This window comes from Rouxiella aceris, assembly GCF_012933545.1.
Lineage (GTDB): Bacteria > Pseudomonadota > Gammaproteobacteria > Enterobacterales > Enterobacteriaceae > Rouxiella > Rouxiella aceris.
In genome coordinates this window covers 124,730-148,075 of the sequence record NZ_JAADJU010000010.1, presented here as the reverse complement: position 1 = coordinate 148,075, position 23,346 = coordinate 124,730, and the positions used below count along the sequence as shown (strand labels likewise).

The window sequence follows — 23,346 nt, the reverse complement described above, 5'->3', positions numbered from 1 at the left end:
GCCGCGACCAAACAATAGTTATAATTTTGGTGATCACTTCCCGGAAATAATAAAATGACATTTTAAATTATTTAACCGTGCTACTCGGTTTTTGACAACGTTCAGCAAGCCATCAGCAAACGGCTTGCTGGGTACAAAAGGGGCAATAAACTACACTTTTATGCCTGATTTTCAACAATAATTCATAATTTATCGCAACAGTTGGATAAAACTCGGGGAATAGTCTGAAAGCAAAAAAATATTGATTAGCTGTATCGATTCACCTGTCTTATTGCTATGGATGATTATGCTAGGCTGAAATAGTTGAGTGCAGCTCAACTCATCGATTTAATAAATTTTTTGTATACCAGACGTGTCGCGCCATTGTGTTATGCCCCATTGGCAACACGCCTAAACGCAGTCTCTAATTTTCGAACTAAAAATTTAAAGGATTGTTTCATGGCCAATCTCGATGCTGATTTGCGCAATGTCATCTGGTACAACCAGTTGGGTATGCACGACGTTGATAAAGTCGGGGGCAAAAATGCCTCCCTCGGGGAGATGATCACCAACCTGACCGATCTGGGTGTGTCGGTGCCCAACGGTTTTGCTACTTCATCTCAGGCGTTTAACGATTTCCTCGATCAAAGTGGCGTTAATAAGCGTATCTATGACTTGCTCGATCAAACCGATATTGATGATGTCACAGAGCTGGCCAAGGCAGGCGCCCAGATCCGACAATGGATTGTAGAAACCCCTTTCCAGGCCCAGTTGGAAAAGGACATCCGCGATGCCTATCAACAATTGTCAGAGGGGGAACCGGACGCCACTTTTGCCGTACGCTCCTCGGCAACGGCGGAAGATATGCCGGATGCCTCTTTTGCCGGGCAGCAGGAAACCTTTCTTAATGTGCAGGGCTTTGAGGCGATCCTTATCGCTGTCAAACACGTTTATGCCTCCCTGTTTAACGATCGTGCCATCTCATACCGTGTGCATCAGGGCTACGATCACCGTGGTGTGGCGCTATCGGCGGGGGTGCAGCGGATGGTGCGCTCCGATTTGTCCGCCTCTGGCGTGATGTTCACCATTGATACCGAGTCCGGCTTTGATCAGGTGGTGTTTATCACCTCGGCTTATGGCCTGGGTGAGATGGTGGTGCAGGGAGCGGTCAACCCGGATGAATTCTATGTGCATAAACCGACGCTGGCGAAAAACAAACCGGCTATCGTCCGCCGGACCATGGGATCAAAGAAAATCCGCATGGTGTATGCCGACAGCCAGGAGCATGGCAAGCAAGTGCGCATCGAAGATGTGCCGGAAGCCCTGAGCCAGCGTTTCTCTCTGACCGATCAGGAGATCCAGGATTTGGCGCGTCAGGCCTTGCTGATTGAAAAACACTATGGTCGCCCGATGGATATCGAGTGGGCCAAAGACGGCCATAACGACAAGCTCTATATTGTCCAGGCGCGTCCGGAAACCGTGCGTTCTGGTGGGCAGGTAATGGAACGCTATCAGCTTAATGGCAAAAGCAAAGTGCTGGTGGAAGGTCGCGCCATTGGTCAGCGTATTGGCGCCGGACCGGTGAAGATCATTCACAATATCAGTGAAATGCACCGCGTGAAGGCCGGGGATATTCTGGTGACCGATATGACGGATCCCGATTGGGAACCGATTATGAAAAAAGCCTCGGCGATTGTCACCAATCGCGGTGGCCGTACCTGTCATGCGGCAATCATTGCCCGTGAATTGGGGATCCCGGCGGTGGTTGGCTGTGGTGATGCCACTGAACGCCTAAAGGAAAACCAGAAGGTCACGGTGTCATGTTCTGAAGGTGATACCGGCTATGTCTATGAGGATCAACTGGACTTCAGTGTGCAAAGCTCCGAAGTCAATGAGTTGCCTGAGTTGCCGCTGAAAATCATGATGAACATCGGTAACCCAGACCGGGCGTTTGACTTTGCCTGTCTGCCAAATGAAGGTGTCGGCCTGGCGCGTCTGGAATTTATTATCAACCGCATGATCGGCGTGCATCCCAAAGCCTTGCTGGAATTTGACAAGCAGGAGCCGGAGCTGCAGGAACAAATCGGTAAACTTATTCAGGGTTATGATTCACCGGTTGAGTATTATGTTGCCCGTTTGACCGAGGGTATCGCCACGCTGGCAGCAGCCTTCTGGCCAAAACGAGTAATTGTGCGTTTGTCAGATTTTAAATCCAACGAATACGCCAATCTGGTTGGTGGCGAAAAATACGAACCTCATGAAGAAAACCCAATGCTTGGTTTCCGCGGGGCGGGTCGTTATGTCTCTGATAACTTCCGTGAATGCTTTGCCCTGGAGTGTGAAGCCGTGAAACGGGTACGTAACGATATGGATCTGACTAACGTTGAAGTGATGATCCCCTTCGTGCGCACTGTGGCTCAGGCTGAGGCTGTGGTCAAGGAACTCGAAAATCAGGGGCTTAAGCGCGGCGAGAATGGCCTGAAGGTGATTATGATGTGCGAAATCCCTTCTAACGCCCTGTTGGCGGACCAGTTCCTTGAGCACTTTGACGGTTTCTCGATTGGCTCCAACGATATGACGCAACTAACGTTGGGTCTCGATCGTGACTCTGGCGTGGTGTCGGAGCTGTTTGATGAACGTAACCAAGCAGTGAAAATTTTGCTGTCGATGGCGATTAAGGCGGCGAAAAAACAGGGTAAATATGTCGGTATCTGTGGACAGGGTCCATCTGACCATCAGGACTTTGCCCAGTGGTTGATGGATGAAGGTATTGATAGCCTGTCTTTAAATCCGGATACCGTGGTGCAGACCTGGCTGGCGTTGGCGAATAAATAATCGCCAGCGCAACTACCCACTTTATGGTCAACTAAGGTTGGGTGACCCATATTAATCAAGCCGTCAATGCGTTATTCCTGGCATTGGCGGCTTTTTTTATTTTGTGCATAGGCGCCGATCCAGGTGCAATAAAAATATCACCGCATTAATTACCTAAGAATTAAAAAGAGAGTCAGCAGGATAAGGCTAAAAATTATTTTATATTTTAAAATAATGTAGAGAGAATGTCCGCGAATGCGATAAAAAGATAAAAAAAAAGCCCATCATAGGAGACAGGCAAAGACTACACACAGCAATTCTGGGGTATGCGTGCTCAGGGGAAAGCCAGCATATAAAACAGGGGGTTGAAATCCTAACTGTCAATAATACTAAGGTTCCTACGCCGTTTAGTATGTAAGATTTTTCTTAATAGGAATTATTTACACCGAGGCGACTTTATTATTTAACAATGGCAGCGGGGCTGGTCTTGGGGGAATGACAGATACCTTTGGCAATATTTTCTTGCTGATATCCGTATTATTTAGCACATTGCAATCGAACCGGGTGTTTTGCAATGTGCTATTGGGAGGACTTATTGCCGCACGCCATGCAGCATGGCGATTTTATTCGCCAAGTAATTTATTGACCTCTTCGAGATCTTTTTCTGGTTCGGGCGCTTCATTAATCCACAGCGAAATCAGTCGATAGGATACCGCCAGTACCACCGGACCAATAAACAGCCCGATCATGCCAAAGGCGACTAAACCGCCAATGACCCCAGACAGAATCAACAGCATTGGCAAGTCGGCACCCATACGGATTAGCACCGGGCGTAATACGCTATCAAGCGAGCCGACCACGCAGCTCCACACCAGCAAGATGGTGCCCCAGGTATTATCCCCGGTCCAGTAGAGCCAGACAATCGCCGGTATCAATACCAGCAGTGGACCAATTTGTGCCACGCAGCAGACAAACATCACCACCGTTAATACCGTGGCATATTGAAATCCTGCAATTGCCAGGCCGATACCGCCCAACACTGATTGCACAATGGCGGTCACTACCACCCCCAATGCCACGGCGCGAATGGCTTGTCCGGCCAGAATAACCGCAGCGTCACCGCGATCGCCTGCCAGACGTACCGCAAAGTGGCGGATGCCCATACCAACCTGTTCACCGCGGCTATAGAGCAGGGCGCTGAATAACAGCATCAAGGAACAGTGCAGAATAAAGCGACCGAGATGCGCCGCCTGAGCCACAAACCAACCGGCTGTTTGCCCGATATAGGGCTGAACCCTGGCCATCAGGGCGCTACCGCCGCTGTTAATCAGGGTATGCCAGCCGCTATAGGCTTTATCACCTACCAGGGGAATGGCATGCAGCCAGGCAAAATTGGGCATATGCAGCTGCGACGGGTTGCTGGCCAACTTGACCAGCGGGGCACCGTTTTCAATGGCGCTGGTGATCAACAAGGCAATAGGCAACACAAACAGCAAGATCAGCAACAGGGTCATCACGATAACCGAGAGTATGCGACGCCCCCAGAGTATCGACTGAATTTTTATCATCAGCGGCCAGGTGGCAATCACCACCATGCCCGCCCAGGCAAAACCGAGGACAAAGGGCTGTACCACCCAGATGCTGGCGATGGTCATAAGCGCAATAAATAGCACGCCAAACATGATTTGCGGTAAATCATAACGCTTATTCGGGAGGTTCATCAGTCATTCTCATCTAAAAAGCAAAGCCAGATAGCCACTAAAATGGCTTCAAAAAAGCGCAATACCCACGAAATTTCATTGTATTGCCCGCGCGGTTTCGACCTCCCTTCGGTGGATAACCAGAGGCAGAGTGCGGGTTGCCAATACCCGGGCAAACTGAAAAATATCAGGGGACATTAGCATGGAGTATTCCGCCGCTTTTGAACATAGCAGCGGGTCTGATTTTATCCCCTGGTTTGTCAAAATTTATCTTTAATGGCAACGAGACGGAGCGCGACAAATCGAAGTATGTTAGTTTTTAGCTTGGGTTTTGACAGGATGGGCCCGCATGGCGGATCCTCGGCCGCCTACCGGCCAGCACACAACAACAAAGACAGAGTCGTAATCAATGATCCCACAAATTTCTCAGGCACCCGGCGTCATTCAGTTGGTGCTCGACTTTTTGGACACGTTAAAACAAGACGGTTTTACCGGCGATATGGCCACCAGCTACGCCGATCGTCTGACCATGGCCACCGATAACAGTATTTATCAGCTATTGCCGGATGCGGTGCTTTTTCCCCGCGCCACTTCCGATGTTGCGCTGCTGGCTCGTCTGGCGGGCCAGGAAAGGTTTAAAACGCTGGTATTTACCCCGCGCGGTGGCGGTACCGGTACCAACGGGCAAGCGCTGAACCGGGGCATTGTGGTGGATATGTCCCGTCATATGAACCGTATTCTCGATGTCGATATCGAAGCCGGATGGGTCAAGGTAGAAGCGGGGGTGATCAAAGACCAGCTCAATGACTATCTGCGTCCGCTGGGTTACTTTTTCTCGCCGGAACTCTCTACCAGCAACCGCGCTACCCTGGGGGGCATGATCAACACCGACGCCTCGGGGCAGGGTTCGCTGGTTTACGGTAAAACTTCGGATCATGTGCTGGGTCTGCGGGCGGTGGTGCTGGGTGGCGATATGATTGACACCCAGGCAATGGCTATTGAACTGGCGCAACAGCTGGGGCAAGAAAACTCCGTTGTGGGTCAAATCTATCGCACCGTGCTTGATAGCTGTCGCGAAAACCGTCAACTGGTCATTAATAAATTTCCTAAACTTAACCGCTTCCTCACCGGTTATGACCTGCGCCACGTATTAAGCGATGATCTGCAAACCTTCGATTTAACGCGAATTTTAACCGGCTCTGAAGGGACGTTGGCCTTTATCACCGAAGCACGGCTGAATATTACCCCGATCCCTAAAGTCCGGCGGCTGGTAAATATCAAATATGATTCCTTTAACTCTGCCTTGCGCAATGCGCCTTTTATGGTGGAGGCCCAGGCGCTGTCGGTAGAAACAGTGGATTCGAAAGTGCTTAACCTGGCGCGGGAAGATATCGTCTGGCATACGGTACGCGATTACATTACCGATGTGCCGGGTAAAGATATGCAGGGACTGAATATTGTCGAATTCGCCGGTAACGACCGCGATATGATCGATAAACAAGTGGAGTCCCTGTGTGAACGCCTTGATGATTTAATCCACAGTCAGGACGCCGGGGTTATCGGCTATCAGATTTGTGCCGATCTGGCGGGTATTGAGCGTATCTATAATATGCGCAAAAAATCCGTTGGTCTGCTGGGCAACGCCAAAGGGGCTGCCAAGCCGCTGCCTTTTGCCGAAGATACCTGCGTGCCACCTCAGCATCTTGCCGACTATATCGTCGAGTTTCGTGCGCTACTCGACAGTCATCACCTGAGCTACGGCATGTTTGGTCATGTTGACGCCGGGGTATTGCATGTTCGTCCGGCGCTGGATATGTGCGATCCCCAGCAAGAGATCCTGCTGAAAGAGATTTCCGACCAGGTTGTGGCGCTGACCGCCAAATATGGTGGTTTACTGTGGGGCGAACACGGCAAAGGTTTCCGTGCCGAATACAGCCCGGCATTTTTTGGCGATGAGCTGTTTCATGAATTACGTCGTATCAAAACCGCCTTCGATCCGGCAAACCGTCTTAATCCGGGTAAAATTTGCCCACCGCTGGACTGTGATGAACCGATGATGAAAGTGGATGCCGCCAAGCGCGGCACCCTCGACCGCCGCATCCCTGTGGCAGTGCGCAGCGCCTTTCGCGGCGCAATGGAGTGTAACGGTAACGGGCTGTGCTTTAACTTTGATGTCAAAAGTCCAATGTGCCCGTCAATGAAAATCACCGGCAGCCGTATCCATTCGCCAAAAGGTCGGGCGGGTCTGGTGCGTGAATGGCTAAGATTATTGGCGGAGCAGGGCGTCGATCCGGTGGCCCTGGAGCAGGCGTTACCCAACAAAGGCATCAGCTTTAGAACCCTGATCGACAAGACCCGTAACAGCTGGTACGCCAGCAAAGGCGAGTACGATTTCTCTCATGAAGTCAAAGAGGCCATGTCGGGTTGTCTGGCATGTAAAGCCTGCTCGACGCAGTGTCCAATCAAAATTGATGTGCCAGGATTCCGTTCGCGCTTTTTGCAGCTTTATCACACCCGCTACCTGCGCCCGGCGCGCGATTACCTGGTGGCCGGCGTTGAAAGCTATACGCCATTGATGGCGCGGGCACCGAAAGTGTTTAACTTCTTCTTTAAACAGCCGTGGGTACGTGAACTTAGCCGTAACACTATTGGCATGGTGGATCTGCCGTTGCTGTCCACGCCGACTCTGCGGCAACAGCTTTCCGGGCACAGCGCCATCACCATGACGCTGGAGCAACTGGAAAAAATTGCCCCGGCTGACCGCGCACAATATGTGTTAATCGTGCAGGATCCCTTTACCAGCTATTACGATGCGAAAGTGGTCGCTGACTTTGTGCGTCTGGTTGAAAAGCTGAAACTCAAACCGGTACTGTTGCCATTTTCCCCTAATGGCAAGGCGCAGCATATTAAAGGCTTCTTGCAGCGCTTTGCCAAAACGGCGAGAAAAACCTCAATATTCCTTAACCGTATTGCGCAGCTCGGTATGCCATTGGTGGGGGTCGATCCTGCACTGGTACTTTGCTACCGCGACGAATATCAGGAGATACTCGGTGAATCACGGGGATCTTTCCAGGTGCAGCTGGTGCACGAATGGCTGACCACGCTGCTGGCTGACCGGCCAGAGATGCAGCAAAGCGGCGAGTCCTGGTATCTGTTTGGTCACTGTACCGAAAGTACCGCGCTGCCAACCAGCACTAAGCAATGGGCCGATATTTTTGCCCGCTTTGGTGCCAAGCTGGAAAATGTCAGTGTAGGCTGCTGCGGTATGGCGGGAACCTACGGCCACGAAGCCAAAAATATTGAAAACTCCCTCGGGATTTACGAGCTTTCCTGGCATAAGTCTTTGCAGCGTTTACCGCGCCAGCGTTGTCTGGCTACCGGCTATTCCTGCCGTAGCCAGGTCAAGCGTATTGAAGGCAATGGTCTGCGCCATCCCTTGCAGGCATTGGTTGAGATGATCCGTTAATCGTGGCGTAGAAGAGGAGAATATAGACGTGGCACTATGGAAACGCGAGACGACCCTCGAAGAACTGAATAAAACCAGTCAGGGGTGCATGGTGGGGCACCTGGGTATTGAATATACCCTGCTGACAGAAGATCGCCTTGAAGCGACCATGCCGGTAGATGAGCGCACCACGCAGCCGTTTAAACTGTTGCACGGTGGGGCCTCGGTGGTGTTGGCGGAGTCGCTGGGCTCTATAGCGGGATATCTGTGCACCAAAGGCGACCAGCAGATTGTCGGCATTGAGGTCAATGCCAATCATCTGCGTGCTGCCCATCGCGGTCGGGTTAAAGGTGTATGCCGGGCATTGCATCTTGGGCGCAGAAATCAGGTGTGGGAAATAAAGATATTTGATGAAAATGAGCATCTTTGCTGTATTTCACGACTGACCACTGCCGTAATAGACCTATAACTGACCTTTAGTGCTAAAATAATAATCAAGGGTGGTGGCATTTATTGGCCAGCACCCTTATTTATTGGTGGGCTATTAACCCTGTAAACAGTAAGTTTATTCTGTCGTCAGTTATCAAAGTTGAAAAGGAACCCGTTTTACAAAATCGGTTTGAAACGCTGTTGCTTTGTCCCAGATGCCCATCATGGCATAATAGCGGCAGATCATTTTTAATGTGTGGCGAGCAAAGTGGTAGCTTTGTATACGAAACAGCTCATTGCGTTGAGGGTTATTAATTTCCAGTATCAAACGGTTATGCAGTTTGCATAAAGCGTGAAGATAGCTGGGATCGTCACCGTTTTGCAGGCAAATATTGGCCCTATCCAGACAAAGACTATTGTAGCCTTTTAGCTGGCTTATATCGGCGTCAGGGCGTTTTAATGCTGCGTCGGCCATATAATAGTCGACGGTGGCATCGCGAACGGTGAATTTATACTCGTCGATTTTACCCTGCAACCACGCATTAATTGATAGAGCCATGTGTACATTCCAGTTTGAATGATAACTATTATCATATTCAAATCATCATATTGGCAAAAATGCAGCGGATCAATGTTTTCTATCTCCTTTTTTTGACCTTATTTATTGTGGGGTTAATGGTCAAAAAGAGCCATATTGGACGATAGGGAATAAGAAATTAATAAATAGGTATTTCCGATGAATGTTTAAACGTAGTAAAACAGTAGGACAGAAATGTCGGTTTAATTCATCGCTTGGGTTTTCTTAACAAAAAATTGACAACTTATTCAATCAGTTGATGACCTGTTTTGCAGATCGTCAAAAATGTCGAAATGTATATTACCGACACTCCTGAGACTCTTTGCCGCACGTAATGGCTATACCCTCTTAAAACAAGAGGTTGAAGTGATTTTTGTAATCACTAAAATAGAGAGTATTAGGGTTGTCTATTAATAACCTGATATCTATGAGGTAGAACAGATGCAAACCGAAACTGTCGGCACGTTCTCATTGGATGACAACGTATGGCAAGGTGTGACGCTGACTGATTCCGCAGCCAGCCAGGTGAAAACATTGATGCAGCAGGACCCTGAAGTCAAAGGGTTACAGCTCTCCGTTAAACAGTCGGGCTGTGCGGGTTTTGCTTATGTACTCGATTTAACCAAGCAGCCGGCCAGCGACGATCTGCTGTTTGAGCACGACGGCGCTCATTTGTATATTCCTTTGAAAGCCATGCCTTTCATTGATGGAACTGAGGTGGATTTTGTCCGTGAGGGACTGAACCAGATCTTTAAGTTCAATAATCCTAAAGCTCAACATGCCTGTGGGTGTGGCGAAAGCTTTGGCCTGTAATTCTAATGTAATCGAAGCGATGTAACCAACATGTCACGAAGCAACGTAGAAATTCCAGACAATGTGCAGTCTTGGGTTGGCGATGGGAATAAATACAAGGAAGGATTTTTCACCGCGCTGGCAACCGATGAACTTGCGTCCGGCATCAATGAAGATGTTGTGCGTGCCATTTCCGCAAAACGTAAAGAGCCGGAATGGATGCTGGAGTTTCGTCTGCAGGCTTATCATGCTTGGCTCAAAATGGAAGAACCACATTGGCTTAAAGGCGAATACACCCCTTTGGACTATCAGGACTACAGCTATTATTCCGCGCCGTCTTGCGGCAGCTGTGATGATACCTGTGGATCCCAACCAGGGGCGACGCAGCAGTCGACGGCAGATTCACTCGGGGTTCCCGCCCTTGACGGCAAGAACTTCCTGACCAGCGAAGTCGAAAAAGCCTTTGACCAGTTGGGCGTGCCGGTACGTGAAGGCAAAGAAGTGGCCGTTGACGCCATTTTTGACTCGGTATCAGTGTCGACCACCTACCGTGAAAAGCTGGCGGAATCCGGGGTGATTTTCTGTTCCTTTGGCGAAGCCATCCACGAATATCCGGAACTGGTCAAACAGTATCTCGGTAGCGTAGTGCCGCCGGAAGATAACTTCTTTGCCGCCCTGAACGCTGCGGTCGCTTCTGATGGCACCTTTGTCTACATTCCCAAAGGTGTGCGTTGCCCAATGGAGCTGTCGACCTATTTCCGTATTAACGCCGCCAAAACCGGCCAATTCGAACGCACCATCCTGATTGCCGATGAAGGCAGTTATGTCAGCTATATCGAAGGTTGCTCGGCCCCGGTACGTGACAGCTATCAGCTGCATGCGGCAGTGGTGGAAGTCATTATTCACAAAGATGCCGAAGTGAAGTACTCCACGGTGCAAAACTGGTTCTCGGGCAGTGAAGAGAGCAGCGGTGGTATTCTTAACTTTGTTACCAAACGCGCGATTTGCGAAGGTTCGGGCTCGAAAATGTCCTGGACCCAGTCGGAAACCGGTTCGGCGATTACCTGGAAATACCCGAGCGTTATTCTCAAAGGGGATAACTCTATTGGTGAATTTTTCTCTGTTGCCTTGACCAGCGGCAAGCAGCAGGCGGACACCGGGACCAAGATGATCCACATTGGTAAAAACACCCGGTCAACCATTATTGCCAAAGGTATTTCGGCGGGACGCAGCGAAAACACCTATCGTGGCCTGGTTAAAATCCTGCCTTCGGCAGAGAACGCCCGTAACTTTACCCAGTGCGATTCCATGCTGATTGGAGCGGACTGTGGCGCGCATACCTTCCCTTATATTGAGGTGCGTAATAACAGCGCGCAGCTGGAACACGAAGCGACAACATCGAAAATCGGTGAAGATCAGCTCTTCTACTGCCTGCAGCGCGGGATCAGTGAAGATGATGCCATCTCGATGATTGTTAACGGTTTTTGTAAGGATGTGTTTTCTGAACTGCCGCTCGAGTTTGCCGTTGAGGCGCAAAAACTTCTGGCCATCAGCCTTGAACACAGCGTCGGGTAAGTCCGGCCCGAGCGACTTTTCTTTGTTGATGCAAAGAAAAGCAACCAAGCATAAGCACAGCAGAATCAAGAGCGCAAAGACGCAAAATCAAGGATACACATGTTAAGCATCAAGAATTTAAAGGTCCGTGTAGAAGAGAAGGAAATTCTTAAAGGGCTGGATCTCGAGATCAAGCCAGGGGAAGTACATGCCATTATGGGCCCGAACGGCTCAGGTAAAAGTACCCTTTCTGCTACCCTTGCGGGCCGTGAAGATTATCAAGTGACGGAAGGCAGTGTCGAATTCAACGGCAAAAATCTGCTGGAACTGGATCCTGAAGATCGTGCCGGTGAAGGCGTGTTTATGGCGTTTCAATACCCGGTGGAAATTCCCGGCGTCAGTAACCATTTCTTCCTGCAAACTGCGGTTAATGCGGTGCGTAAATACCGTGACCAGCCGCCGATGGATCGCTTTGATTTTGCCGACTTTATGGATGAGAAAATTGCCCTGCTGAAAATGCCAGCCGACTTGTTAAGTCGTTCTGTTAACGTCGGTTTCTCCGGTGGCGAGAAAAAGCGTAATGATATTTTGCAAATGGCCGCGCTTGAACCAAGCCTGTGCATTCTCGATGAAACCGACTCCGGTCTGGATATCGATGCGTTAAAAATCGTTTCCGGCGGCGTTAACGCGCTGCGTGACGGTAAACGCTCATTTATTATCGTGACTCACTACCAGCGTATTCTCGACTATATCAAACCTGACTTCGTGCACGTGCTGTGGCAGGGCCGCATTGTAAAATCCGGTGATTTCAGCCTGGTTAAACAATTAGAGGAGCAGGGTTATGGCTGGCTTACCGACCAAGAGTAATGTACCGGCAGCCGGTAGCTCGCATGCCATGCAGCAGTTTTACCGCCTGTTTGAAAGCGCCGGTGGCGAACATTCCGTACATGCCCATAACCACTGGCAGCAAGTTCTGCGCCTGGGTTTCCCCCATGCCAAGCTGGAAAACTGGAAATATACCCCGGTAGCACCGCTGCTCGGTAATCAGTTTTTTGCGCCAGAAAAGCAGACATTATCTGCCGATGTGCTTAAATCGCTGGCGCTGCCGCTCGACACCTATCGTCTGGTGTTTGTTGATGGCCGTTTTGACGCTGAGCTAAGCGATAGCGACAGCGGTGAGTTTGAAATTGAAAAACTCACGCCAGCCAGTCAACAAACTTTGCCTGAAGCGATTGAGTCAGAAGTCTTTCTGCATTTGACCGAGAGTCTGGCGCAGGACGGACTTAAAATACGTCTTCCTGCCGGCAAACAAGCAGCCAAGCCTTTGTATTTGCTGCATATCAGCAGTGGTCGTGAAAAGTCCCGTGAAGTGAACAGCATTCATCATCGTTATCACCTGATGATTGAACGCGGTGCCCATGCCGAAGTGATTGAGCATTATGCCAGTCTCGGCGAGAGCGGTCACTTTACCGGTGCGCGTCTGACGGCAAATATTGGCGATAATGCCGATTTTACCCATTACAAACTGTCGTTTGAAAGTCAGGCCAGTTTCCATTTTGCCCATAACGACCTGCTGATTGGCCGTGATGCTCGCGTTGCCAGCCATAGCTTCCTGCTGGGTGCCGGCTTAACCCGCCATCACACCAGCGCCCAGCTTAATGGCGAGGGCAGCGATCTGAATATTAATAGCTTGCTGCTGCCTGTTGACAGCGAGATTGCCGATACCCGCACCTATCTCGAGCACAACAAGGGCTATTGCAATAGTCACCAGTTGCACAAGGTGATTGTCAATGACCGTGCCAAAGCGGTGTTCAACGGCATGATCCAGGTGGCCAAAGGCGCGGTTAAAACCGACGGTAAAATGACCAACAATAACCTGCTGCTCAGCAAGCAGGCGGAAGTGGATACCAAGCCACAGCTGGTTATCTTTGCCGATGACGTCAAATGCGGGCACGGTGCTACCGTGGGTCGCATGGACGAAGAACAGCTATTTTATCTTCGTGCCCGCGGGATCAGTGGGCTAGACGCACGTAACATGATTATTTTTGCTTTTGCCGCTGAGCTGACCGAAGCCATTCAAAATGAGACGCTGCGTGAGGTGGTTATTGCACGGATTGCGGACCGACTGAATCGAGGTAAGTGATGACGTTTCCATTGGACAGAGTGCGTAGTGATTTTCCGCTGCTGAGCCGCGAAGTTAACGGCCAGCCGTTAGCCTACCTGGACAGTGCGGCCAGTGCACAGAAGCCGCTGCAGGTTATCGATCGCGAACGTGAATTCTACCTTCACGACTATGCCGCCGTGCATCGTGGCATTCATACGCTCAGCGTCGAAGCCACTGAGCAGATGGAAAATGTGCGCAAGCAGGCGGCGGCATTTATCAATGCCGCCTCCGCCGAAGAGATCGTGTTTGTCAAAGGGGCCACCGAAGCCATTAATCTGGTCGCCAATACCTTTGGCCGCACTATGCTCTCCGCCGGTGACCGCATTATTATCACCGAGATGGAGCATCACGCCAATATCGTTCCCTGGCAAATGCTGGCCCAGGAACGCGGTTTGCACATTGATGTCTGGCATTTAACGCCAGAGGGCGAGCTGGATCTCGATCAGTTTGCTTCTTTGCTGACGCCGCAAACCCGACTGCTGGCATTGGCCCATGTCTCAAACGTTCTGGGGACGCGTAACCCGCTGGAAACCATTATTCCTCAGGCCAAGGCCGCAGGTTTGTATGTGCTGGTGGATGGGGCGCAGGCGGTGATGCACCATAAGGTGGATGTGCAGGCATTGGACTGCGATTTCTACGTGTTCTCCGGTCATAAGCTCTATGGCCCGACCGGTATTGGTATTCTGTACGGCAAAGCCGCGCTGCTTGACCAGATGCCACCCTGGGAAGGCGGTGGGTCGATGATCAAACACGTCAGCCTGACGGAAGGCACCACCTATGTGAAAGCGCCATGGCGTTTCGAGGCTGGCTCGCCAAATACCGGTGGCATGATGGGACTGGGCGCGGCGTTTGACTACGTTAACGCCCTTGGCCTGGACGCTATCCATGATTATGAACAGGCATTAATGAACTATGCGCTTGAGGCGATGGCCGAGATCCCCGATATCCATATTTATGGACCGGCGGTACGCTCCGGGGTAATTGCCTTTAATCTCGGTAAACACCATGCCTACGATGTTGGCAGTTTTCTTGACCAATACGGTATCGCCATCCGCACCGGTCATCACTGCGCCATGCCATTAATGTCGTTCTATGGCGTACCGGCCATGTGTCGTGCTTCTCTTGCGATGTATAATACCCGTGAAGAAGTTGACCGTTTGGTGGCAGGACTGAAACGCATTAGCCTGCTTCTGGGTTAACTCTGTCAGCGCTTACGCAAGCGTAAGAGGCGATGTACCCTTATTCCGCAAAATGTCGCGATGCCAGTGATCAGCAGGGTGGTTTTTTATGGCAAATTTGCCAGATAAACAGAAATTAGTCAGAAACTTTTCCCGTTGTCCTAACTGGGAAGAGAAATACTTGTACGTCATCGAGCTGGGGGCGCAGCTTGCCCCTTTAAGCGCCGAAGATCGTCAGGAGCAATACCTGATCTCCGGCTGCCAAAGCCAGGTGTGGATTGTGATGCATGGCAGCGATAATGGTCAGCTGACATTCTCGGGTGATAGTGATGCCGCGATTGTCAAAGGACTGCTGGCGATTGTATTTAGCCTGTACAGTGGCTTGACCGCTGCGGAAGTGATGGCGCTGGATGTCCGTCCTTTCTTTGCCGAGCTCGAGCTTAGCCAACATCTTACTCCCTCGCGTTCTCAGGGCCTGGAAGCAATGATCCGTGCTATCCGCGCAAAAGCCGCGGCAATGGTTTAACGACGTCGCGTTACCTGTTCTCTGCGCTTTATAGCCCGACTTGTTAGGAATCTTCTGCTAATGAGTCGGGCTGATTCTCTCAGCCGTTCTTTTCCCCCTCTGATTTAGTTGTGATTTTTCAGCAGTTTAATTGCTGATTATTCCTTATTGCCTGTGAGTAAGGACGTTTTGTAACGCGTTGATTTTAGACGCGTAAATTGTTTTTGCCGCCATGACTGCTAGTATTAACTCACACAATGAAAGGCCCGTCAGGTAACTGATGAATCGGTCCGATAACTTTGCTGAGCAGGAATAAGCATGAAATTATCCCCCCCTCTAATGGCAACACTTTTCGCCAGCCTACTGGCCGCCGGGATCACCAGCACACAGGCTGCCGAGTATGCGCTGCCCGCTGAAAATAGCCGACTAATCGGCGAGAATACCACCTACGTTGTGCCCAATGATGGCAAGCCGCTGGAAGCGGTGGCCGCCAAATACCAGATAGGGCTGATTGCCATGCTGGAAGCCAATCCCGGGGTTGATCCTTATCTGCCCAAGGCAGGAACGGTATTGACTATCCCCAGCCAAATGCTGCTGCCCGATACCAAGCGCGAAGGTATAGTGGTCAATCTGGCGGAGTTACGCCTCTATTACTATCCCAAAGACCAGGACAAGGTCATCGTCTATCCCATAGGTATTGGCCAGTTGGGGCGTAATACTCCAGAAATGATCACCTCGGTTAGTCAGAAAATCCCTAACCCCACCTGGACGCCGACGGTGAATATTCGCAAAATTTATTTAAAAGAGCAGGGGATCACGCTGCCAGGGGTGGTGCCAGCCGGACCTGATAACCCAATGGGGTTGTTTGCCATGCGCTTGTCGGCTGGCAAGGGGCAATATCTTATCCATGGCACCAATGCCGACTTTGGCATCGGCATGCGTGTTAGCTCCGGCTGCATTCGTCTGCGGCCAACGGATATCGAAGCCTTGTTCAATAGCGTTCCCAAGGGCACCCGCGTGCAGATCATCAACCAACCGGTGAAATTTGACGTTGAACCTGACGGGAAACGCTACATAGAAGTTCATCAACCGCTTTCCCATACCGCAAAAGACGATCCGCAGACAATGCCGATTGCCATCACTGCCGGGTTAAAGAAATTCAAAAGCAATGCAGAAACTAACCAGGAGATGCTGAAAAACGCCATGGTACGCCGCTCGGGGATGCCTATCCTGGTGAACAAAGGCGTGGCGGAGAGCGATAGCGCGGCAAAGATAGCGACTCCTGAAACTGCCAATAGCGCTGCGGCAGCCAACGTCACCACCGCATATCGGCAATAGCTGTTCAAAAAATAGCCCCCGATTTAAGGGCAGAGCTACGAGGGGGCTAATTATAGCCCTTTTTTTATGTGGTAGGGTCAGTAGGGACGATCTCTGGCTGGCAGATAGCCAGTAAAAGCCCCTGAGCGTCGTTTTAAGCTATTTAATTTGTATTGGTTGAAGGATGGTAGTTGTGACGGCTATCACAGCTGTGTGAGCCGTTGAGGCGCTTTCAGCAGGGGAAGAACATGGCGGGGGATAACAGGCAAAAAAAATGGCGCACTATGTGCGCCATTGATAGAGAAGTAATTATTACTTCTTGTAAGCGTGTGCTTGGTTGTCAAGACGTTGGTTAGCGCGTGCTGCGTCGTCTTTAGCTGCCTGAACGTCAGATTTGATTGCAGCAACATCGTTGCTCAACTGGTCAACTTTAGAGTTCAGAGTTGAAACGTCAGAAGACAGTTGGTCGATTTTAGCATTGCTTGAACAACCAGCCAGCAGAGTAGAAGCCAGAATTACTGCGCCCAGTACCAGTTTAGTGCGATTCATTATAAAACCCTCTAGATTAAGTTAATCTCCATGTAGCGTTACAAGTATTACACAAACCTTTTTCTAATGAGAATAAATTTTTATCGTCGAATGCTTTATTTTGCTCGTTCGCTCAAAGAAGCACCTTTTTTTACATAAAAGTTAAAAAACATCAGCTAAAACAGCCTTATTCCATGAGACTTATCCCATTTTCAGAACATCCTGTTTGACCGCCACTGAAAAAAACCGCAAAAAAAAGTCAAAAAAAAACGCCGCATGTCGCGGCGTTTATCAAATTTTAAGCAGAGAAGTCGTTAGACAACGTGTACAGAAGAGGTATTGGTGGTGCCACTTTGCACTAAAGCACCGGAAACCATGACCACTACGTCGCCTTTTTGCGCCAGGCCACTTTCGATTGCCGCTTCTTTACCGATGCGGTAGAAATCGTCAGTTGAGGCAATTTCTTTGACCAGCTGAGTGACTACGCCTTTGGACAGAATTAACTGACGAGCGGTCACTTCATTGGTGGTCAGCGCCAGGATGGTGGCGTGTGGGAAGTATTTACGTACTGCCTTGGCTGATTTGCCGCCGTTAGTGGCAACCACAATCAGTGGTGAGTCCAGTTTTTCAGCCATTTCAACAGCACCGCGACAAACTGCTTCGGTGATGCGCAGTTTACGGCTGTCAGTTTGACCTTCAATGCGGCTTTGCATTACGCGATCGGTACGTTCGCAGATGGTCGCCATGATGGTCACGGCTTCAAGAGGATATTTACCCTTGGCGCTTTCACCAGACAGCATCACGGCATCAGTACCGTCGATGATGGCGTTGGCAACGTCACCAGCTTCTGCGCGGGTTGGACGTGGGTTTTTGATCATTGAGTCGAGCATCTGCGTTGCAGTGATAACCACTTTACGAGCACGGTTACATTTCTCAATCATCATTTTCTGCGCGAAAATAACTTCTTCTACCGGGATTTCAACGCCGAGGTCACCACGCGCGACCATGATGCCGTCAGAGGCTTCAAGGATCTCGTCGAAGTTGTTCAGGCCTTCCTGGTTTTCAATTTTAGAGATGATCTGGATGTGTTCGCCACCGTTGGCTTTCAGGTGTTCGCGAATTTCTACCACATCTGAACGTTTACGGATAAAAGACGCAGCGACGAAATCGACGCCTTGCTCACAACCAAAAATCAGGTCGCGTTTGTCTTTTTCAGCCAAGGCTGGCAGGGCAATAGAAACGCCTGGCAGGTTAACGCCTTTGTTTTCGCCCAGATCACCGTTGTTCAGTACTTTACAGGTTACTTCGGTTTCGCTGACGGCAGTAACTTCCATACCGATCAAACCATCATCAACCAGCACGATATTGCCGACTTTCAGATCGGCGGCGAAGCCGGCATAAGTAACAGCGACGCGTTCGTTATTGCCTACTACGCTCTGATCGGTAGTGAAGACAAATGTCTGACCGGCAACCAGAGAAGCGTCTTTGCCGCCTTCCAGTTTGATGGTGCGAATTTCCGGGCCTTTGGTATCAAGCAAGATGCCTGCTTTGTGACCGGTCTTCTGCATTACATTACGGATATTTTTAATGCGTTGACCGTGCTCTTCGTAATCACCGTGAGAAAAGTTCAAACGCATGACGTTCATACCTGCATCAAGCAGTTTAGTCAGCATTTCTTCGGATTCGGTTTTTGGTCCGATAGTACAAACAATTTTAGTCTTTTTCATGACGATTCTTTCTACAAGTTGAGATGGATTGGATTAGAGAGCGCAAGGCAGCGAAGTATATGCCTTTTACGCTGAATGGGGTTGTGACCTGGTTTAAGAAACACATCAATTTAAGCAAAACATTACTAAGAATAGGCGATTGCAGGAGAAATGCTGTGTAAAGTTTGACGGGCGCGCAGTTATCTGGACGAGTTTTAATCGTTTCATTCGTGAAAACGTTTGTTATATGACGGTATTGATAGATCAAGAGGCTGAATCCATTCAATCTAGGAACTGTGCCAGTTATATGGCTTATAGTATAGGGGGTAAGGGGCAGGGAAACCAAACAAAAAATCACATGATGCGCAATGGATGCATGTTATCTGTGCCTTTGTTGCGCAATAAATATTAAATCTTCGGCCTTATATAACAATCATTTTTAAGAAATTAACAATTCGGGTTCTATATTAACCTGGTAAGTATTCGGCAAGCATTGAGAAAAACGGTGACAAGGAAGAACAACGGCAGGAGAGTCGCTGATATAAGTCAAATAAGATGTTTAAAGGGAGTTTATTCATAAAACGCGGTGCTTTGCATGGTGCGTCCGAGTGAACTCGAATCACCGACCCCCACCATGTCAAGGTGGTGCTCTAACCAACTGAGCTACGGACGCACATCATAAAGCAAATTTGAAACCAGAGAGAATTGGTGCGTCCGAGTGAACTCGAATCACCGACCCCCACCATGTCAAGGTGGTGCTCTAACCAACTGAGCTACGGACGCATCGTTATCTCTGTCTGCCAGTGCTGGCAGCGGGGACGAATATTAACGGCACGACGGATGACTGGCAAGGGAAAAAATGCATTTTCCTGACATATTGCGTGTGATTGATGCCAGAGTGCTCATTGCGTTGATTATTTAAACATTAATTGCGGTGCGCTGCTTAAAAACAGCGCACCCGGCGGTCAGGAAAAACTAACGCCCCGCACGTTGTAAAATAGAAAATGAAGACTGCTTTTGTATCCAACGCATGCGCAGGGCCATCATGGCGGCGGCAAAGGTCAGACCAACAATAAAGCCGCACCAAAATCCACCAGGGCCCATGGCTGGAACCAGGTAGTCAGTCAGCGCCAGCAGATAACCGATCGGCAGACCAAGGATCCAGTAGGCAATAAAAGTAATATAAAAAATTGAGCGGGTATCTTTATAGCCACGCAAAACGCCGCTGCTGATCACCTGAGTAGCATCCGATATCTGGAAAAACGCGGCAAACAGCATCAGATGCGAGGCCAGGCTGACCACGTCGGGATTATCGTTGTACAACCGGGCAATATGTCCGCGTAGCATCACCACCGTCAGCGCAATAATACAGGCCATAATAATGCCGGTAACAATGCTGGTATAGGCCGAGACTTTGGCCGCTTCCGGGGAGGATCGCCCCAAGCCGGATCCAATGCGGATCGTCGCCGCCACCCCCAGCGACAGGGGGACGACAAACATTAATGAGCCGACGTTGAGGGCAATCTGGTGACTGGCCACCGCCACAATCCCCAGCGGGGAAACCAGTAACGCCACAACGGCAAACAGGGTGACTTCAAAAAACAGTGCCAGCGCGATTGGCATCCCCAGTTGGATTAACCGTTTTAATATCGCCCAGTCAGGTTTGGCAAAGGGGGCACTGGGCACAATATCTTTGATCCAGTACGCGCGTTTGGTATAGATGCGCATCATGATAAACATCACCCAGTAGACGGTTCCCGTGGCTACACCACAGCCGACGCCACCAAGGGCCGGAGCACCCAATTTGCCGTAGATAAAGACAGTATTGACCGGGATATTGACCAGCAAGCCGATAAAACCGAATACCATCCCCGGCTTGGTTTTGGACATGCCTTCGCACTGGTCGCGCAATACCTGGAAAAACAGATAGCCTGGGGCACCCCACATAATGGCGCGCAGATACGCAATGGCTTTTTCTTTTAAAAGCGGATCGATGTTATGCATCAGACCGATCATCAGGTCACAGCGATAAATTACCGCCATGATCAGAATAGAGACGCCAGCGGCAAGCCAAAAGCCTTGCTGCACCTGATCGCCAATTTTTTCCCGTCGACCGGCACCATTAAGATGGGCAATGGTTGGCGTCAGTGACAATAAAAGACCGTGGCCAAACAAAATGGCTGGCAGCCAGATGGATGTGCCAACGGCCACGGCCGCCATATCCGTTGCGCTAACGGAACCTGCCATTATGGTATCGACGACACCCATGGCTGTTTGGGCGATTTGCGCCAGAATAACGGGGATCGCGAGAGCCAATAGACTACGCGCTTCTGTAAGGTACTTCTGCACGCCTACACCTTTATAATATGAGTGATAACTATGCCCGATAACCTGCACAGTGCAGGTCGTTGAGGGATAAAGCAAAAAAGGCCATCCGTGGGCGGCGACAATATCTTGCGGGTTGTTGAAAGATTGTACCTTGTCGGTTTTTTTTAGCAAATCACCCGCTTAAATTTCACATTGGCTCATTATGCTGCCATTTTGTTCTGCATATTGTTTTCTTCCCGCTTTGAGTTTGGCTTTCGTGACGTTCTGCGGCAAACTTAACAGAATTGAAGCTGATGAAATTGAACTGACGAGGCGGGGCTTATGTTTACCGGAATTGTGCAAGGCACGGGCACAGTAGTGTCTGTTATCGAAAAACCGAATTTCAGGACACATGTTATCAAGATGCCGACAGCGATGCTGCCGAACCTGACGTTGGGAGCATCAGTGGCCCATAATGGTTGCTGTCTGACGGTCACCAAGATTGAGGGCGATTTGGTCAGTTTCGATATGATCAAAGAAACGCTGCGTCTGACCAATCTCGGTGATTTGCAAGAGGGTGATGCAGTTAATCTGGAGCGAGCCGCCAGTTTTAGTGATGAAATTGGCGGACACCTGATGTCGGGGCATATCGTCTGCACCGCCGAGGTGGCAAAAATCCTCACTTCTGAAAATAATCGCCAGATCTGGCTGCGTATGCCCCATACCGAATATATGAAATATATTCTGCACAAAGGCTATATCGGTATTGATGGTATCAGCCTGACAGTGGGCGAGGTTACAGCCAGCCGTTTTTGCGTGCATCTGATCCCGGAAACCCTTGAACGCACCACCTTGGGAACAAAACGTCTCGGCGACAAAATCAATATTGAAATCGATCCGCAAACTCAGGCGATTGTCGATACCGTTGAGCGCGTACTCGCCAGCCGTGAAGCCGCAATGGCTGCCGCCGCCGCATTGGCGCAACAGCCGGAATAAGTCCTGGCCGTCCAACGCCTGATGGCCGCATAAATAAAAAACCTGAAACAAGTCGACTTGTTTCAGGTTTTTTTATTGCGTAAAGAAGGTTTAGCGCGGAACGCGAATGCCGCCTTCAACACCGTTCGGGCTAAGCACCACTTGCCACAACTGAATATCACGCGCCCGGAATGCACCGGCACAGGCGTTAAGATAATAAGTGAACATGCGGTAAAACCGGTCGGAATACTTTTCTGCCAGATTGGGCCAGGCTTTCAGAAAACGTTCGTGCCAGGCCATCAGCGTACGATCGTAATCGGTACCGATGTTGTGCCAGTCTTCCATCACAAACAACCCTTCAGTGGTCTGGGCGATATGTTTGACTGAAGGCAGACAACCGTTGGGGAAAATATATTTATCAATCCAGGGATCGACATTGAGATCGGTTCTGTTGGCACCAATGGTATGCAGCAAAAACAAACCATCAGGTTTGATATTGCGTTTAACCACTTCAAAATAGGTTTGGTAGTTTTTTGGCCCAACGTGTTCAAACATGCCAACGGAGACAATGCGATCGAACTGATCGTTCAAATCACGATAATCCTGCAACAGGATGGTGACATCGAGACCATCGCAGCGTTGCTGGGCAAGTTTTTGTTGTTCAGCCGAAATAGTCACGCCGAAAACACTGACACCGTAGTTTCGGGCTGCATATTCCGCTAAACCGCCCCATCCGCAACCAATATCGAGTAGACGCTGTCCTGGCCGAAGTTGCAGCTTATCGCAGATCATTTTGAGTTTGGCTTCTTGCGCCTGTTCGAGCGTGGTGGCCTCTTTCCAGTAGCCGCAAGAGTATTGCATATAGGGGTCAAGCATCTTGCTGAAAAGATCATTTCCCAAATCGTAATGCTCTTTGCCGACAATCCACGCACGTTTTCTTGATTGCAGATTGGTCAGGCGCGCAGCGGCGATGCGCAGCGTGTCTTTCAGATGATGCGGGAGTTTGTTTTCCAGCCCGGCGGCAACGACGCGCTGAAAGAAAATATCCAGCCTGTCGCATTCCCACCAGTTGTCCATGTAACTTTCGCCTAGACCAAGAGAGCCATCCTGCAAGACGCGCTTAAAAAAATCGGGATTTTTTACTCTAATGTCAAAAGGGCGCGTTCCATTGACTTCAATGCCAGCCATGGCCAACATTTCGCTGGCGATGCGGTACCACTGATTGTCTGGAATGCTCAGGTCTTCTACACACGATGAACTCATAGCTTCTCCATCACTTTCTCTTCTGACTTATTAACCTGCTTATCAAGCATTGGCTATTGGCAGGTCTTATGAGAACAGACGGTTAATCCGCCTTGTCTGATATATGACTATGA

17 protein-coding genes, 2 tRNA genes and 1 other RNA gene are annotated in these 23,346 nt (G+C 49.9%); 11 read left to right on the top strand and 9 right to left on the bottom strand.

Features of this window, described 5'->3' with window-relative positions:
* Positions 1–438: 438 nt before the first annotated feature.
* Positions 439–2,814 carry a phosphoenolpyruvate synthase gene (gene ppsA / locus GW590_RS18390; protein ID WP_169404536.1) on the top strand — a complete coding sequence of 792 codons (2,376 nt, stop codon included), beginning with the start codon at positions 439–441 and terminating at the stop codon, positions 2,812–2,814.
* 248 nt (positions 2,815–3,062) lie between these two features.
* Here the strand turns inward: ppsA and rprA are convergent.
* Together rprA and ydiK are read right to left on the bottom strand one after the other, a co-directional pair.
* Positions 3,063–3,170: antisense sRNA RprA (gene rprA / locus GW590_RS18385), an RNA gene on the bottom strand.
* Positions 3,171–3,416: 246 nt separating this feature from the next.
* Complete coding sequence (gene ydiK / locus GW590_RS18380; protein ID WP_169404535.1) at positions 3,417–4,514, bottom strand: AI-2E family transporter YdiK; 1,098 nt, start codon at positions 4,512–4,514, stop codon at positions 3,417–3,419.
* 388 nt (positions 4,515–4,902) lie between these two features.
* Between ydiK and ydiJ the strand changes: the two genes are divergently transcribed.
* Both ydiJ and GW590_RS18370 read left to right on the top strand, forming a co-directional pair.
* Positions 4,903–7,959, top strand: coding sequence for a D-2-hydroxyglutarate dehydrogenase YdiJ (gene ydiJ, locus GW590_RS18375; protein WP_169404534.1), 3,057 nt, complete (start codon positions 4,903–4,905; stop codon positions 7,957–7,959).
* Positions 7,960–7,987: 28 nt separating this feature from the next.
* Complete coding sequence (locus GW590_RS18370) at positions 7,988–8,407, top strand: hotdog fold thioesterase (protein ID WP_169404533.1); 420 nt, start codon at positions 7,988–7,990, stop codon at positions 8,405–8,407.
* A gap of 114 nt (positions 8,408–8,521) precedes the next feature.
* Here the strand turns inward: GW590_RS18370 and GW590_RS18365 are convergent, their stop codons facing one another.
* Entirely contained in the window at positions 8,522–8,926 is a 405-nt protein-coding gene (locus tag GW590_RS18365; RefSeq protein ID WP_169404532.1) for a hypothetical protein, read from the bottom strand.
* Between the two features lie 459 nt (positions 8,927–9,385).
* On the opposite strand from GW590_RS18365, the gene sufA reads away from it, so the two are divergent.
* The 7 genes from sufA (at position 9,386) to GW590_RS18330 (ending at position 16,475) form a co-directional block, all read left to right on the top strand.
* Entirely contained in the window at positions 9,386–9,757 is a 372-nt protein-coding gene (gene sufA, locus GW590_RS18360; RefSeq protein WP_169404531.1) for a Fe-S cluster assembly scaffold SufA, read from the top strand.
* A 30-nt stretch (positions 9,758–9,787) separates the two neighbouring features.
* Complete coding sequence (sufB, locus tag GW590_RS18355) at positions 9,788–11,311, top strand: Fe-S cluster assembly protein SufB (protein ID WP_169404530.1); 1,524 nt, start codon at positions 9,788–9,790, stop codon at positions 11,309–11,311.
* Positions 11,312–11,410: 99 nt separating this feature from the next.
* The gene (gene sufC / locus GW590_RS18350) at positions 11,411–12,157 is read left to right on the top strand and encodes a Fe-S cluster assembly ATPase SufC (protein WP_169404529.1); all 747 of its coding nucleotides are present in this window, start codon (positions 11,411–11,413) and stop codon (positions 12,155–12,157) included.
* Positions 12,132–13,433: a Fe-S cluster assembly protein SufD gene (gene sufD / locus GW590_RS18345; RefSeq protein WP_169404528.1), complete on the top strand. Its 1,302-nt coding sequence runs from the start codon at positions 12,132–12,134 to the stop codon at positions 13,431–13,433. Before sufC ends, sufD begins: the two co-directional genes overlap by 26 nt.
* Positions 13,433–14,653: a cysteine desulfurase SufS gene (gene sufS / locus GW590_RS18340; protein ID WP_169404527.1), complete on the top strand. Its 1,221-nt coding sequence runs from the start codon at positions 13,433–13,435 to the stop codon at positions 14,651–14,653. The genes sufD and sufS overlap by 1 nt, the downstream gene beginning before the upstream one ends.
* Positions 14,654–14,741: 88 nt before the next feature.
* On the top strand, positions 14,742–15,158 hold the full coding sequence (gene sufE, locus GW590_RS18335) for a cysteine desulfuration protein SufE (protein WP_169404526.1): 417 nt from the start codon (positions 14,742–14,744) through the stop codon (positions 15,156–15,158).
* A gap of 297 nt (positions 15,159–15,455) precedes the next feature.
* Entirely contained in the window at positions 15,456–16,475 is a 1,020-nt protein-coding gene (locus GW590_RS18330; protein WP_169404525.1) for a L,D-transpeptidase family protein, read from the top strand.
* Between the two features lie 291 nt (positions 16,476–16,766).
* Here the strand turns inward: GW590_RS18330 and GW590_RS18325 are convergent, their stop codons facing one another.
* The 5 genes from GW590_RS18325 to GW590_RS18305 form a co-directional block, all read right to left on the bottom strand.
* Positions 16,767–17,003, bottom strand: a complete 237-nt coding sequence (locus tag GW590_RS18325) for a major outer membrane lipoprotein (protein ID WP_169404524.1) — start codon at positions 17,001–17,003, stop codon at positions 16,767–16,769.
* A gap of 293 nt (positions 17,004–17,296) precedes the next feature.
* Positions 17,297–18,709: a pyruvate kinase PykF gene (pykF, locus tag GW590_RS18320; protein ID WP_169404523.1), complete on the bottom strand. Its 1,413-nt coding sequence runs from the start codon at positions 18,707–18,709 to the stop codon at positions 17,297–17,299.
* 575 nt (positions 18,710–19,284) lie between these two features.
* Positions 19,285–19,361 (bottom strand) — tRNA-Val (locus GW590_RS18315).
* Between the two features lie 33 nt (positions 19,362–19,394).
* Positions 19,395–19,471, bottom strand: a tRNA-Val gene (locus GW590_RS18310).
* 192 nt (positions 19,472–19,663) lie between these two features.
* Entirely contained in the window at positions 19,664–21,037 is a 1,374-nt protein-coding gene (locus GW590_RS18305) for an MATE family efflux transporter (protein WP_169404522.1), read from the bottom strand.
* 300 nt (positions 21,038–21,337) lie between these two features.
* Between GW590_RS18305 and GW590_RS18300 the strand changes: the two genes are divergently transcribed.
* A complete protein-coding gene (locus tag GW590_RS18300; protein ID WP_169404521.1) occupies positions 21,338–21,991 on the top strand; it encodes a riboflavin synthase subunit alpha in 654 nt (217 codons plus the stop codon).
* A 90-nt stretch (positions 21,992–22,081) separates the two neighbouring features.
* Here the strand turns inward: GW590_RS18300 and cfa are convergent, their stop codons facing one another.
* Positions 22,082–23,233: a cyclopropane fatty acyl phospholipid synthase gene (cfa, locus tag GW590_RS18295; protein ID WP_169404520.1), complete on the bottom strand. Its 1,152-nt coding sequence runs from the start codon at positions 23,231–23,233 to the stop codon at positions 22,082–22,084.
* Positions 23,234–23,346: the final 113 nt, after the last annotated feature.